Origin of the sequence: Glutamicibacter sp. FBE19 (assembly GCF_015524875.1) — a bacterium.
GTDB lineage: Bacteria > Actinomycetota > Actinomycetes > Actinomycetales > Micrococcaceae > Glutamicibacter > Glutamicibacter halophytocola.
Genome location: NZ_JACKQN010000002.1, coordinates 131,278 through 145,219 on the forward strand (window position 1 = coordinate 131,278; position 13,942 = coordinate 145,219).

Here is a 13,942-nt window from a genome sequence, read left to right on the forward strand (position 1 = left end):
GCCTAACCCGATGTCATGAAGCGGCGCCAACAAGGCGCTTGGGGCCAAACAGCGGTACCTTGAAATGATGGGCAACAAGATTTCTTACCAAGGTGAAGCCGGCTCCAACTCGAATATGGCCTGCACCCAGCGATTCCCCGACATGCAGGCAGTACCTTGCGCCAGCTTCGAGGACGCTTTCGCCATGGTCGAAAACGGCGAGGCCGAGCTGGCCATGATCCCCATTGAAAATTCATTGGCGGGTCGAGTCGCCGACATTCATGTTTTGTTGCCCGAATCGAACCTCCAGATTGTGGGCGAGCATTACCTGCGGATCCGCTTTGACCTTTTAGGACTGCCTGGCAGTTCCGTTGGCGAAGCAACTGAAGTGCACAGCCACATCCATGCTCTGGGCCAGTGCCGCAAAATCATCCGCGAACACCAGCTGACCCCGGTCATTGCCGGTGACACCGCCGGTTCTGCCCGCGAAGTCAGGGACTGGAACGACCCGACAAAGCTTTCCCTGGCCCCGCCTTTGGCGGCCGAACTGTACGGGCTGGAAGTCCTTGCCTCGTCGGTGGAGGACGACCCCACCAACACCACGCGCTTCGTGGTCCTGGCGCGCAAGCAAGAACTGCCAACTCGCAGCGAGCTTCCCGAAACGGTTGTCACCACCTTGGTTTTCCAGGTCCGAAACGTTCCCAGTGCGCTGTACAAGGCACTAGGCGGCTTCGCAACCAATGGAGTGAATATCACCCGGCTGGAGAGCTACATGGTTGGCTCCTCGTTCGCCGCGACAACTTTCATGATCGATATCGAGGGTCATCCAGAAGACCTGCCCGTGCGCCTGGCCTTGGAAGAGCTGGAGTTCTTCACCTGGGAAATCAAGATCCTGGGCACCTACGCGGCCAGCGAGCACCGCAGCAGCGTTTCCGCGGCATTCGTCTAGGAGCTCAGCGGGCGAAAGCGATTCGAAAAGTGCCAGCCATCAGCCAGTCGCGCATGGTTTCCAAGACGGCAAAAAGTGCATCTCCATCCCACGCCAGCAGATTTCCAATCAATCCGCCGGCTACGAGAGGGGCAGAACTGGCTCATGCGAACTAGCACATCAGCGTACATTTCGGAACAAGAAGCCAACCCGACGACGAGGCCTACTTGTTCCAGGAATAGCGGCGCTCGGGCCGGCCCACTCCCCCGTAGCGAAGGTTCACCTGGGCCAAGTTTTCCTCGGCCAAGTACTCCAGATACCGGCGAGCGCTCACCCGCGACGTGCCGAGCTTTTCAGCAGTTTCACTCGCGGAGATCGGCTCGCTTGCGTCTTTGACGATGTTTTCCACCAGCGTCATGGTTTCAGCGCTGCAGCCCTTGGGCAGCGGACGCCGATTCTGTCCACCGAGACCGAAAAGGCGATTCACATCCGCCTGTTCCAGCTCCTGGTCCGCGGCAGCATGCAGCGGCTGGTAGGTCTTGGCGTAGTGCTTCAACCGTTCACGCAGGTCGTCCCAAGAAAATGGCTTCATCAAGTAGTGGACGATTCCGCCGCGAAGGGCTTTGCGAACGGTGTCCATTTCCCTGGCTGCGCTAATGACAATGACGTCCAGCTCTGGCTGGACTTCGCGTAGTCGCTGCAGCAGGTCAAGCCCGTTCATATCAGGCAGGTGAATGTCGAGCAGGGCAAGATCCGGGGATAGCTCGGTAGCAGCCTTGATGGCATCGCTGGCAGTATGCGCTATCCCTACCACGGTGAAACCCGGCTCTTTGCTGACGAATCCGGCATGCACCTTTGCCACCATGAAGTCGTCATCGATGACCAAAACTTGGATCAAGAGTCTTGCCCTACTTTCTGAGTGTGGCGGTAAATTGTGCGCCATGGTCGTTTACTGCTGTGATATCCCCGTTGCGACGCCGGCAGACCAGCCGGCTCAGCGCCAGGCCGAACCCCCGGCCTCCGGAGACCGTTGCGTCTTTGGTCGAAAAGCCTTGGGTGAAAATTTCCTTCATCGCGTCATCAGCAATCCCGGGCCCATTGTCGCTGACTCTTACGGTAATGAGATTATCGGCTTCGTGCACTGAAAGCATGATCTTCGGCTTCGGCATCTCGGCAACGGCATCCATGGCATTATCAATGAGATTTCCGACGATCGTGGTCAGGTCCCTTGCGATTTGCTCATCACCACGGCCCAGCCGGGAATCATTTGAAACTTCGAGCAGGATTCCGCGCTCGGTGGCGACGCTTGCCTTGGCAATCAGCAGCGCTGCGATGGTCGGCTCCTGAATGTGCGCCGATACGTCTTCGAAAACCTTGCTGCGGCTGAAGCTAACTCCGTCGATGAACCGGATGACTTCCTCGTACTCCTGCAATTGGATCAGACCGGAAATGGCGTGCAGGTGATTGGCAAATTCATGGGTCTGCGCCCTGAGCATGTCTGCTGTGGCCTTGCTGTCGCCCAGTTCCTGCTCTAACAGTGTCAGCTCAGTGCGATCCCTGAAGGTCGTCACTGATCCGAGGTCCTTGCGGGCCGTTTTCACGGGCATGCGGTTGAAAACAACAACTCGTTCGCCGATGAGGAACTGGCGGTCGGGTTGCTGTTGTTGCGTTGTGAGCGCCCGGGTGACTTGTGGTGCCACATCCAGTTCGGTCAAGGTCTGGCCCACACAGGTCAACGGAAGCTGAAGCAGTTCAATGGCAATGTCATTGGCCAGCATGATCCGGCTATCCGGGGAGACAGAAATAATGCCCTCCTTGACGCCATGCAGCAAGGCTTCGCGGTGTTCAAATAGTTCTGCGATTTCGCGTGGTTCCATGCCGCGAGTTTGGTGCCTGACCCTGCGCGAAAGCAGCACCGACCCGGTAGCGCCCAAAACCACGGCAATAATCAGGGTGCTCAGTGCGCTGGGCGCAATTTCCTGGATCAACTCCCGTGTGCTGGGGTAGCTTTGCCCGGCGCTGACTATTCCGACCATTTGCCCTGTGTCATCCAGGACTGGAACTTGCGCGATGAGCACATGGTTGCCGTTACGGGTGATTTCACCCGTCCATCCCCTGCCTTCTTCCACTTTTGATTCAGGGTGCAGGATTGAGGTACCGACATCGTCGGGGTAGGTAGAAGTAATAACCGTTCCGTATCGGTCGGCCAGGATAACAAACTGCAAGCCGGAGATGCTTCGAGTTGTTTCTGCCATCGCTGGCAGAGCCGAGCCCATTTCCGGGGCCGCGCTGGGTATCAGTGCCCTGAGCAGCGGGTTGGACGCCAGGGATTCCGCTGCGGACAGGCTGCGGCGTCCTTCAATTTTTTCGAAGTTATTGGTGGACTGGGTCAGGGAAACAACCACGACACCGGCCAGGACGACGGCAATAATCAGCAATTGGAGAATCAGGTACTGCCCGGCCAAAGAAATCCGGTGAGCAAAAACGTTGCCAAGCCGTGATGCCTTTATTTCCACCACTGCGCTCCTTGTCGCTGAATCCCCGATCGCCCATCTTTGGGGCACTGGGCAACCTTACCGAACTTTTAGATGATCGAAATCACTGTTATTGGTTACACAATGAACAGTATTTTCTTTGAGTACGCAAGCGTGACCCAGTTCACAACATTGCCTACTGTGGAGTTACTCGCAACTCCGATGAAAGCAACGAGGCTGAAATCAATGAAAAACTTCAAATCCTTCCGTGCGCTGACGGCCCTGGCAGCCACTGCCGCTCTCGCTTTGGGGGCGACCGGCTGTGGCGTCACCTCCGAATCCTCCAACGATGACGCCACCAAGTCAGAGGGTCCCATTGCCAACCTGCGCATCATGGTTCCCAACACCCCTGGTGGCGGCTACGACACCACCGCACGTGTTGCCGCCAAGGTCATGGATGATGCCAGCCTCGCCAGCAACCCGGAAGTCTTCAACCTGGCCGGTGCCGGCGGCACCGTGGGTCTGGCCCGCCTTATCAACGAAAAGGACAATGGCGACCTGGCCATGCTCATGGGTCTTGGCGTGGTGGGCGCCAGCTACACCAATGACACCGATGCCAAGCTGACCGAAACCACTCCCATCGCCAAGCTCATCGAAGAGCCGGGTGCGATCATGGTTTCCAAGGACTCCCCATACAAGACCATTGACGATCTGGTGAAGGCTTGGAAGGAAGACCCAAGCAAGCTCTCGGTCGGCGGCGGTTCCTCGCCGGGCGGTCCGGACCACCTGCTGCCGATGCAGCTGGCCGAAGCCGTAGGCGTTGATCCCAAGGAAGTGAACTTCGTTTCCTACGATGGTGGTGGCGATCTGCTTCCGGCCATCCTGGGCAACAAGCTGGCATTTGCCGCTTCCGGCGCTGGCGAGTACATGCAGCAGATCGAAGAGGGCTCGGTTCGCGTACTGGCCACCAGCGGCGAAGAACGCCTTGAGGGCGTTGACGCGCCAACCCTGAAGGAATCAGGAATCGACCTGGTCTTCTCGAACTGGCGCGGCCTGGTTGCCCCGCCTGAGATCTCCGACGAGGACAAGGCCAAGTGGGTCGACCTTGTTACCAAGATGCATGATTCCGCCGAATGGAAGGAAGCCCTGGAGACCAATGCCTGGACCGATGCGTTCATGACCGGCGACGAGTTCTCCAGCTTCCTCACCGATCAGGATGAGCGCGTAGCCAACGTCCTGAAGACCCTGGGTCTGGCGTGAGCGAAGTAAGCACCGCAAAGAACAAACGCGTCGAACTCCTGTTCGCCGCGTTTCTTCTTATCGTCGGAATCATCGTGTTCGTTGATGCGTCACAGCTGCACGTGACGTACTCCCAGGCGGATGTCGTCGGCCCCAAGGCCGTTCCCTACGCCGTCTCGGGCATTCTCATCGCCTCGTCCATCGCCTTGGTCATTACGATTCTCCGCGGAAATCTGGCCGAAGGAGAAGAAGGCGAAGATGTGGACCTCAGCCAGCCATCGGACTGGAAAGTCCTGCTGCCGCTGTTGGGCGTTTTCGTCCTGAATCTCCTGCTGGTCAATTGGGCCGGCTGGGTCATTTCCGGAACGATCATGTTCTTCGGTGCCGCCACGTGCCTGGGCGCCCGGCGCTGGGTGCTGACCCTGGTCATCTCTCTGGCATTGGCCCTCGGGTCGTTCTACGGCTTCTACATGGGTCTGGGCATCAAGCTCCCAGCCGGAATACTCTCGGGGGTGCTGTAAGTGGATACACTCAGTCTGTTGATGGATGGCTTCGCTGCGGCGCTGACTCCAGTCAACCTCCTCTTCGCGTTGGCAGGTGTCATCCTGGGCACCGCCGTCGGCGTGCTGCCCGGCATCGGACCGGCCATGGCCGTGGCCCTGCTGCTGCCCCTGACCTTCGGCATGGAGACTTCCAGCGCACTGATCATGTTCGCTGGTATCTACTACGGCGGCATGTACGGCGGTTCAACCACCTCCATCCTGCTCAATACGCCGGGTGAATCGGCCACGGTGATCACAGCCATCGAGGGACACAAGATGGCCAAGGCCGGACGTGCTGCCCAGGCATTGGCTACTGCGGCCATTGGTTCCTTCGTGGCTGGCACCATCGGCACCGCACTGCTGGTAACCGTGGCCCCGATCGTCGTGAAGTTCGCGGTCAGCCTCGGCGCACCGAGCTACTTTGCCATCATGGTGCTCGCCCTGGTCACGGTCACCGCGGTTTTGGGATCCTCCAAGATTCGCGGCTTCGCAGCCCTCGGGTTGGGATTGGCCATTGGCCTGGTCGGCATGGATCCGGTTTCCGGGCAGCAACGGCTGACCTTCGGTTTCGCGCCGCTCGTTGACGGACTGGATATCGTCGTGGTGGCTGTGGCCATCTTCGCCATCGGCGAGGCGCTGTGGATTGCAGCGCACCTGCGCAGCAATCCTGCGCGGACCATCCCGGTGGGCGCTCCGTGGATGGGCAAGGAAGATTGGAAGCGTTCGTGGAAGCCTTGGCTGCGCGGCACTGCTTTCGGATTCCCCTTCGGCGCCCTGCCAGCTGGCGGTGCCGAGGTGCCAACTTTCCTTTCCTATGTCACGGAAAAGAAGCTGTCCAAGCATCCCGAAGAATTCGGCCATGGAGCCATTGAGGGTGTTGCCGGTCCGGAAGCAGCCAACAATGCGTCGGCCGCCGGAACGTTGACCCCGATGCTGGCCTTGGGGCTGCCGACCAACGCGACTGCCGCCGTGATGCTGGCCTTCCTGACAATGAAGGGCATCCAGCCAGGTCCGCTGCTCTTCGAGAACGAGCCGGATTTGGTGTGGGCGCTGATTGCCAGCCTGTTCATCGGCAACACGCTGCTGCTGCTGATCAATCTTCCCCTGGCACCACTGTGGGCCAAGCTGCTGAAGATCCCGCGTCCTTACCTGTACGCAGGCATCTTGTTCTTTGCTACCCTTGGCGCCTTCTCGGTGAACATGCAGGTAGCTGACCTCTGGCTGCTGCTGATCATCGGCTTGCTGGGCTTCGCCCTGCGCCGCTTCGGCTTGCCGGTGCTTCCATTGATTCTTGGTGTCATCATCGGCCCGATGGCCGAGGAGCAGTTGCGAAAGACCTTCCAGCTCTCTGCAGGCAGCGTCAACGGTTTGTGGAGTGAACCTCTCGCAGTGGGAATCTACATCCTCATCGCGGTCCTGTTGCTGCTGCCCGTGCTGATTTCCGTAATCCGCCGTGCCCGTGGCAAGGATTCGATCCTGGCCGCCGGATTATCCGAAGGCGGGGAAATCACCGAAGACGAGGTGGAACAGTTCGATGCCGCTACCGCGGCAAAGCACAAGGCCGAAGGCAAGCACGGGCGTAGCACCGGTACCGAAAGGGATGAATCATGACCATAGTAGTTGGCTACATTCCCTCGCCTGAGGGTGAAGCTGCCCTGGAACGAGCCATCGTCGAGGCGAGCCGCAATGATGCAAAGCTGGTCGTGGTGAATTCCTCGAAGGGCGATCAGCTGGTGGATGACCGTCTGATCGATGCGAAGCAGTTTCACGAGCTGGAGGCCAGGCTGAGTGCTGCCGGGATCAATTTCTGGATCGAGCGCCGTTCCCAGGGGGCCGATGCGGCTGACCAGATCCTCCAGGTGGCCCAGGCGCAGCGGGCCGAGCTGATTGTGATCGGGTTGCGCAAGCGCAGCCCCATGGGCAAGTTCCTCATGGGGAGCAACGCGCAGCGCATCCTGCTCCAGGCCGAATGCCCGGTGCTTTCCCTGAAAGCGTCTGCCGACTGGTAAGCACGAAGTACTTGAACCGATACCGACAGCGGGCCTGCACCATCTGGTGCAGGCCCGCTGTCGTTTCTCTTACTGCTGGTAGGGATTTGCCGGTGGCGCATTTCCGCCGCCGGGCTTGGGCGTGTTGCCCGGGACCGGCAAGTTGCCGGCCTCCGCTGGCGGTGTTCCACCAGCCAGGCGAACCAGCTCGGCAGTATTCTGCGCGGTGCGAATCTGGGCGATCAGCGACTCAAGGCCTGCACGAGCGAGCGCCAAGTAAACCAGTGCAAACAGCGGGCCGACGATGAGCAGCATCAAGAAACCAACGGCAGTGTTAAATTGGAAACCGGTCACGACTATTCCGATATAGCCAAAGGCCAGGAAAATCATGATCAATATATAGACAATCTTGATGATTGACGGCGTGACAAACTTCCTGAATTCGAAATCAAAGAGGGCCTTCATCGCTATTCCTTACTTTCGGCCGACGAAATGAATGGCAAAGCTGACGTTACCCAATTCTTCGTCCCAGGGATAGTGGATCTAGAAAATACTCCCTACTCGCCTTGGCGAATCGGCTGATCTATCACGGATACTTTGATACCTGGCCGAGCCCCTGGATATTCATGAAACCGATCGGAACTTCGCCTGCCTGTTGCCGGTGCGCGGCGCACCGGAAAGTCCGGCGGCAGCAGTCCGGAGAATTCCGTTCACCTCTGGGTCCGTTGCGGGCTTGCAAGAACAAATAATTGCCAAAATCCCCAAGCACAATAAGTGCGGACTGCGCAGAGGCGCCGTTTGGACGCTCAGGGCTTACTCGGGATTCTGCTGGCTGGCAAAGCTGTGCTCTGCGCGCTGGGCGATGCCTGAGATATGCGCCTGCATGGCCTCTTGTGCAGCCGAAGGATCATCGGACCGGAAGGCCTCAATGATCTTGGCATGTTCCTCGATGGTGTGCTCGCCGCTCATGACGTTCTGCACCACCAGCCGGAAGCGCTGGATGTGCCCCTCGATGGACGAGTAGGCCCTATCGAGGAATTCGTTGTCTGCGGCCTCGACGATTGTCCGGTGGAATAATTCGTCAGCTTTCCAGTAGGCCCGGTAGTCCGCGAAGGCTTGTCCCCCACGCGCCGCGTTGAGCTCCGAGTTGCACGCTTCAAGCTTGCTGATCAGCTCGTCGTCCTGGTGCGCGCAAGCCAGCGCGGCGATGCCTGGTTCCAGCATGGACCGTGCCACGTGCAGTTTCTGGATGTCATCTGCCGTCGGCTCGGGAGCGACGCGGTAACCGCGCAAGGCTTCGCGCCGCACCATGCCTGTTGCTTCAAGGCGTGCCAGGGCTTCGCGAACCGGGGTTGAGGAAACCTGGAACTTCTTAGCCAGGCCGTCAATGCCAAGCTGCGACCCAGTGGGCAATTTGTCATCCAGCAGCAGCATCAAGATGGCGTCGAATACCTGATCTGCCAGCATCGGGCGTGCGGCAATCAGAGGTGTTGACTCTTCTGACGGCATTGCGTTCATGTTGAAATCCTATCCAACGTAAGCTCCGGACCAATCTTGCGCAACGAATCAGCGGTCGAGCTTCATAAGGCGCTCAAGCTATTGAAACTAAATCGTGCACGATGTACGGTACATGATATCGGAAAACATGACCTTCCTCACTAAATGACCACGGTCATTGTTCTGACGTTCGGACCATTTCCCCATAAAAACAGAGAGGGCATGATCATGCACTCGCACTTCAAGATCTCGTCACTGGCCGTAGCCGGACTTCTGGCACTGACGCTGGCCGGCTGCTCGAACCCCGAAGCACCGACCAGCGAATCAGGCGCCGCAACCGATGGCAAAGACGCTATCGGGGTGGAGGTCAACCAGGCTGCCCACGATGCCCTCCCCCAGAAGTACAAGGACAGCGGCAAGATGGTTGTCACCATGAGCGAAAGCTCCCCGCCGCTGCACTTCATCTCCGATGACGGGCACACCACAGTCGGCGTCGACCCGGAACTGGCCAAATCCCTCGGTGAGGCAATGGGAGTTGAAGTCACCATTGAAAGCGGCAGTTTCGATGCCATCATTCCAGGAATATCTGCCGGAAAATTTGATCTTGTCGTCTCCCAGATGTCGCCTTCCAAGGAACGCATGAAGGTGCTGGACTTCGTTGACTATTACCAGTCGGGCAGCGGCATCGGCGTCGCACCTGGCAATCCCAAGAAGCTTGCGGTTGATGAGCTGTGCGGCGTGAAGGTCGGCGTGCTGAAGGGTTCGTTCCAGGATCTCAAGCGGGTTCCGGAAGCCTCGAAAAAGTGCGTCGCTGATTCCAAGCCGGCTATCGACGTCATGACCTACCCGGACATGCAAGCCCCCATCCTCGCCTTGTCATCCGGGCGCATCGACGCGGTCTACGTTGACGGCCCGACCTTGGGCTACGCCATCAAGCAGGGAGGGAAAGTCGAACTGCTCGGCGAGAAGGATGTCACGCCCGTGAGCATCGCCTTTGCCAAGGACGCCGGTCTTGAGAAAGCCGTGCAGCTGGGGCTGAAATCCTTGACCGAAAGCGGCCGCTACCAGCAGGTCCTTGACGACTGGGGCGTAGGCAGCGGCGCTGTCACCGATTTCGCTTTCAACAAGGCCCAGTAGTTTCCGATGACTAGCATTTCAAGGTATCCGGATTCTGCCCCGGCCTCCGTCGATGAGCAGCACGAACTACTGATGAGCCGCCCGCGGACCAGCCACAAGATGATGTGGCTGACCGCGGGGATTGTACTCGTGGCAGTGGCCCTCATAGCCACCTCGCTGATCACCAATCCGAGGTATGAGTGGGACGTGGTCTTCAGCTGGTTCGCTTCAGAGAGATTATTTTCAGGACTCGTCAATACGCTGATCCTGACCGTGATCTCCATGTCGGTCGGCATTGTTGTCGGCATCCTGCTGGCGCTCGCCCGGCTGGCGCCGAACTACGTCATCGCTTCGGTAGCTGCCTTCATGATCTGGTTCTTCCGCGGCGTGCCCGTATTCGTTCAGCTGCTGTTCTGGGGATTCATTGCAGCGATTTATCCCCGCATCGAAATGGGAATTCCGTTCGGCCCCGAATTTTTCTCGGTCGACGCAAATGCCGTCATCACCCCCTTTCTGGCCGCGATTCTCGGACTTGGCCTGAACGAGGGTGCCTACATGTCCGAGATCGTCCGGGCAGGATTGCTCAGCGTTCACAAGGGCCAGACCGAAGCCGCCAAGGCGCTTGGGATGAAGCGTGGCTTGATTCTTTGGCGCATCGTGCTGCCGCAAGCCATGAAAATCATCATCCCGCCCACGGGCAATCAGACGATTTCCATGCTCAAGACGACGTCGCTGGTCAGCGTCCTGGCCTTCCCGGAACTGTTGTACTCGGCGCAAATGGTCTACAGCTCCAATTTCAAAACCATCCCCCTGCTGATCGCTGCAAGCTTGTGGTACCTGGCTATCACCAGCCTGCTGAGCCTGGGGCAGTTCTACATTGAACGCCATTTCAATCGCGGCTCGGGAAACAGGACTGAGCAAAAGCTGTCCTCGCGATTCAACCCGCTGAAAAGAAGCCAGCCAACAGTCCAGAAAGTCCAATTATGAGTGACGTCATTGCCGAAGCACGCGAAGTGCGCAAGCACTTCGGGCACCTGGAAGTGCTCAAGGGAATCAATCTCACCGTCAAGCGAGGTGAAGTCACCTGCATCCTGGGGCCCTCCGGCTCGGGGAAATCCACCTTCCTGCGTTGCTTCAACCAGTTGGAAACCATGGACGGCGGATACATCAAGATCGATGGCCAGCCGCTGGGTGTCCGAATCAAGAACGGGGTCCTGCGCAAGCAGGCTGAAGCAGAGATTGCCAAGTCACGCGAAAACATCGGCATGGTATTCCAGGGCTTTAACCTCTTTCCGCACATGACCGTTCTGGAGAATATCTGCGAAGCCCCGATTCGCGTCAAGAAGGAGGAGCGCAAGACGGTGACCGCCCGGGCACACGAGCTCTTGAAACGAGTGGGACTGTCGGAAAAAGCTCACTCCTACCCGGTGTCCCTCTCTGGCGGCCAGCAGCAACGTGTCGCCATAGCCCGTGCGCTGGCCATGGAGCCCAAGCTCATGCTGTTTGACGAGCCGACATCAGCCTTGGACCCCGAGCTTGTCGGCGAAGTACTCGATGTCATGCGGGACTTGGCCAAAGCCGGCATGACCATGATCGTGGTGACCCATGAAATCGGATTTGCCCGCGAGGTCGGGGACAACCTGGTCTTCATGGACGGCGGCTACGTGATCGAGCAGGGCGATCCGCGCGAGGTCTTGAGCAATCCGCAGCATGAACGCACCCAGCAATTCCTCGCCAAAGTCCTATAAACCATTCCAAATTGGAGTTTTCTCACCATGCGTAATAAATGGATTGTCAGTATCGATGACTACCGTCGAGCATCACGTTGGCATCTTCCAAAAATGATCACCGACTACCTGGACGGTGGCGCTCTCGATGAGATCACCACACGGGCCAACCGCGAAAGCCTCGACGCGCTGATGCTGCGACAGCGGTCCATGGTGGACCTCAGCGACTTGCGCACCGATGCCACCGTCTTGGGCCAGCAGATCGATCTGCCATTGATCGTTGCGCCCATGGGCATGCTGACCATTTTCCATCCGGGATCGGACCCAGCGGTCGCCCGTGCGGCGGTGAACGCCGGTTCGATTTTCATCCACAGCGCTTGGGCAGGGTGCGCCTTGGAAGAGGTAGCGCCCATTGCCGGCGACAAGCTCTGGGCACAGGTTGCCTTCTGGAAAGACCCCGAGGAAACCGAAAGCTACATCAAGCGCGCCCGGAATGCCGGCGTCAAGACCCTGGTCGTGGCCGGCGACGTCGGATCCTCGAGCAAACGCGAAAGGGACCTGCACCACGGGCTGTCCATGCCGCCGCGGCCGCCGGTGGTCGACTACCTGACCACCGCCATGCGCCCGCAATGGATCTACCGCTGGCTCACCGGACGCAAAATGACCTACGGCAATTACTCCATCGACGGCCAACCGCTGCGCATGGATGAAATGAACCAGTGGATGGCCAAGAACAAGAACCCTGGTGCCAACTGGGCCGATTTCGCCCGGCTTCGCGAGCAGTGGGATGGAAATTTGGTCATCAAGGGAATCATGGATCCCGAGGATGCCGCGCGGGCCGTCGATGAGGGCGCCGATGGAATTTTCATTTCCAACCACGGTGGCCGCCAATTCGATGCCCAGCCTGCCACCATCGATGTCCTCCCCTCGATCGTTTCGGCGGTCAACGGCCGGGCGGAAATCTATCTCGATGGCGGGATCCGCCGAGGCCACGACATGGTCAAGGCCATCGGTCTTGGAGCGACCGCAGTGATGGCTGGACGCCCCTTCGCCTATGCCCTGGCCACCGGTGGCGAACCAGCTGTCAGCAAGGCGTTCAAGATCCTGCACGACGAGTTCAAGGGCGCCATGGGATTTGTCGGGAAAACACGTGTATCCGAGATTGACGAGTCCGTCTTCGCCCAGTGCAACCGCATCACCGATTACGTCTAGAAACACCGCAATAACTACAACGCAAACGGCCCGGATTCCCCGCAAGGGAAATCCGGGCCGTTGGCGCATGCTTATTGGGCCTGGTTGGCAACAAATTCTTGCTGCAGCCAGAACATCGGGCTATGCCTTGGCAATCGCTTCTTTCAGGGCCGCCAGCAGCAGGGCTACCGAACCCGGGTTGGCGTTCGGTCCCATCATCCCGATGCGCCACACGGTGCTGGCATACTGGCCCACGCCACCGCCGATTTCAATATTGAATCGCTCCAGCAGGTAGCCTCGAACCTTCGCCGAATCCACTGCCTCAGGTACGTAAACGGTAGTCAGCTGCGGCAAACGGCTGCCTTCCTGGGCAAACAGTTCCAGCCCCATCTCCTGCAGGCCCTGTTGCAACAGGCTGCCCGCCTCCTGATGCCGGGCGGTTACCGCGTCCAGGCCTTCGGCGAGAATCCGGTCGATGCCAGCTTCAAGCGAAGCAACCATCGCCACCGGTGCAGTGTGGTGGTAGGTGCGCCCGCCGCCTGTGGCGCCAGTGGCATACCCGCCCAGCAGGCCCAAATCCAGGTACCAGGACTGCGGCTTCTGGACCCTGCGCTCGAACGCGCGGTCCGAAATGGTGAACGGTGCCAGGCCAGGTGCCACGCCGATGCATTTCTGGGTTCCGGCGTAGCCCACATCGATCCCCCACTCGTCGGCCAGCACAGGCATGCCGCCGATGGAGGTCACGGCGTCGGTGATCAGCAGGGCATCGCCCTTGATGGCGCCCAGAGCGGCAATATCCGAAACCACGCCGGTGCTCGTCTCGGCGTGCACACCGGCAATCACGGCCGGGTTGGGGTGGGCGTCAGCCACGCGCTGGGCGTCAATTGGCGTGCCGTAGTCATGTTCAACGCGCACCACCTCGGCGCCCACACGCGAGGCAACTTCGCACATGCGTTCACCGAACAGCCCGTTGATCGCAATGACTGCGACATCGCCTGGGTTGATCGTGTTGACAAAAGCTGCCTCCATGCCGGCCGAACCGGTGGCGCTCAAGGGCAGGGTGCGCACGTTCTTCGTTCCCCACAGGGTGCGCAGCCCCTCGCCCACGCGATCCATGCGGGCAATGAATTCGGGGTCGAGGTGGCCGAGCAGCGGCAGGCCAAGGGCGGCGGTGGCTTCCGGGTACGGGTTGCATGGACCCGGACCAAAAAGGTGGCGCTGAAGAACGGTCTTGCTCATGACGGCTCGCTTTCATCTCATA

The 13,942-nt window shown here is 59.2% G+C and carries 14 protein-coding genes; 9 read left to right on the forward strand and 5 right to left on the reverse strand.

Going from position 1 to position 13,942, the window contains the following annotated elements:
- Nucleotides 1–67 precede the first annotated feature (67 nt).
- On the forward strand, nt 68–928 hold the full coding sequence (locus tag H6F58_RS04225; protein WP_146278289.1) for a prephenate dehydratase: 861 nt from the start codon (nt 68–70) through the stop codon (nt 926–928).
- A 202-nt stretch (nt 929–1,130) separates the two neighbouring features.
- Here H6F58_RS04225 and H6F58_RS04230 read toward each other — a convergent pair whose 3' ends face one another.
- Nucleotides 1,131–1,805 carry a response regulator gene (locus H6F58_RS04230; protein ID WP_060701080.1) on the reverse strand — a complete coding sequence of 225 codons (675 nt, stop codon included), beginning with the start codon at nt 1,803–1,805 and terminating at the stop codon, nt 1,131–1,133.
- Between the two features lie 10 nt (nt 1,806–1,815).
- Entirely contained in the window at nt 1,816–3,426 is a 1,611-nt protein-coding gene (locus tag H6F58_RS04235; protein ID WP_257746085.1) for an ATP-binding protein, read from the reverse strand.
- Between the two features lie 201 nt (nt 3,427–3,627).
- On the opposite strand from H6F58_RS04235, the gene H6F58_RS04240 reads away from it, so the two are divergent.
- The 4 genes from H6F58_RS04240 to H6F58_RS04255 are packed head-to-tail and all read left to right on the forward strand — an operon-like array spanning nt 3,628 to nt 7,171.
- On the forward strand, nt 3,628–4,641 hold the full coding sequence (locus tag H6F58_RS04240) for a tripartite tricarboxylate transporter substrate-binding protein (RefSeq protein ID WP_195181176.1): 1,014 nt from the start codon (nt 3,628–3,630) through the stop codon (nt 4,639–4,641).
- Complete coding sequence (locus tag H6F58_RS04245; protein WP_060701078.1) at nt 4,638–5,141, forward strand: tripartite tricarboxylate transporter TctB family protein; 504 nt, start codon at nt 4,638–4,640, stop codon at nt 5,139–5,141. The genes H6F58_RS04240 and H6F58_RS04245 overlap by 4 nt, the downstream gene beginning before the upstream one ends.
- Nucleotides 5,142–6,773 (forward strand): tripartite tricarboxylate transporter permease, encoded by a 1,632-nt coding sequence (locus H6F58_RS04250; RefSeq protein ID WP_195181177.1) that lies wholly within the window; start codon nt 5,142–5,144, stop codon nt 6,771–6,773.
- Nucleotides 6,770–7,171 carry a universal stress protein gene (locus H6F58_RS04255; RefSeq protein ID WP_146278012.1) on the forward strand — a complete coding sequence of 134 codons (402 nt, stop codon included), beginning with the start codon at nt 6,770–6,772 and terminating at the stop codon, nt 7,169–7,171. The genes H6F58_RS04250 and H6F58_RS04255 overlap by 4 nt, the downstream gene beginning before the upstream one ends.
- Before the next feature lie 69 nt (nt 7,172–7,240).
- Here the strand turns inward: H6F58_RS04255 and H6F58_RS04260 are convergent, their stop codons facing one another.
- Together H6F58_RS04260 and H6F58_RS04265 are read right to left on the reverse strand one after the other, a co-directional pair.
- On the reverse strand, nt 7,241–7,615 hold the full coding sequence (locus H6F58_RS04260; protein WP_060701076.1) for a DUF4282 domain-containing protein: 375 nt from the start codon (nt 7,613–7,615) through the stop codon (nt 7,241–7,243).
- A gap of 348 nt (nt 7,616–7,963) precedes the next feature.
- On the reverse strand, nt 7,964–8,668 hold the full coding sequence (locus tag H6F58_RS04265) for a GntR family transcriptional regulator (protein WP_236995276.1): 705 nt from the start codon (nt 8,666–8,668) through the stop codon (nt 7,964–7,966).
- Between the two features lie 201 nt (nt 8,669–8,869).
- Here H6F58_RS04265 and H6F58_RS04270 point away from each other — a divergent pair, with 201 nt between their 5' ends.
- From H6F58_RS04270 to H6F58_RS04285, 4 genes are read left to right on the forward strand one after another with little or no spacing between them, the layout of a single operon-like run.
- Nucleotides 8,870–9,784, forward strand: coding sequence for an ABC transporter substrate-binding protein (locus H6F58_RS04270; RefSeq protein ID WP_195181178.1), 915 nt, complete (start codon nt 8,870–8,872; stop codon nt 9,782–9,784).
- A gap of 6 nt (nt 9,785–9,790) precedes the next feature.
- On the forward strand, nt 9,791–10,750 hold the full coding sequence (locus H6F58_RS04275) for an amino acid ABC transporter permease (RefSeq protein ID WP_195181179.1): 960 nt from the start codon (nt 9,791–9,793) through the stop codon (nt 10,748–10,750).
- Nucleotides 10,747–11,511 carry an amino acid ABC transporter ATP-binding protein gene (locus H6F58_RS04280; protein ID WP_206693458.1) on the forward strand — a complete coding sequence of 255 codons (765 nt, stop codon included), beginning with the start codon at nt 10,747–10,749 and terminating at the stop codon, nt 11,509–11,511. Before H6F58_RS04275 ends, H6F58_RS04280 begins: the two co-directional genes overlap by 4 nt.
- Nucleotides 11,512–11,538: 27 nt before the next feature.
- Nucleotides 11,539–12,702, forward strand: a complete 1,164-nt coding sequence (locus tag H6F58_RS04285; protein ID WP_195181180.1) for an alpha-hydroxy acid oxidase — start codon at nt 11,539–11,541, stop codon at nt 12,700–12,702.
- 120 nt (nt 12,703–12,822) lie between these two features.
- On the opposite strand, the gene H6F58_RS04290 is transcribed toward H6F58_RS04285, so the two are convergent.
- Entirely contained in the window at nt 12,823–13,920 is a 1,098-nt protein-coding gene (locus H6F58_RS04290) for an alanine--glyoxylate aminotransferase family protein (RefSeq protein ID WP_195181181.1), read from the reverse strand.
- Nucleotides 13,921–13,942: the final 22 nt, after the last annotated feature.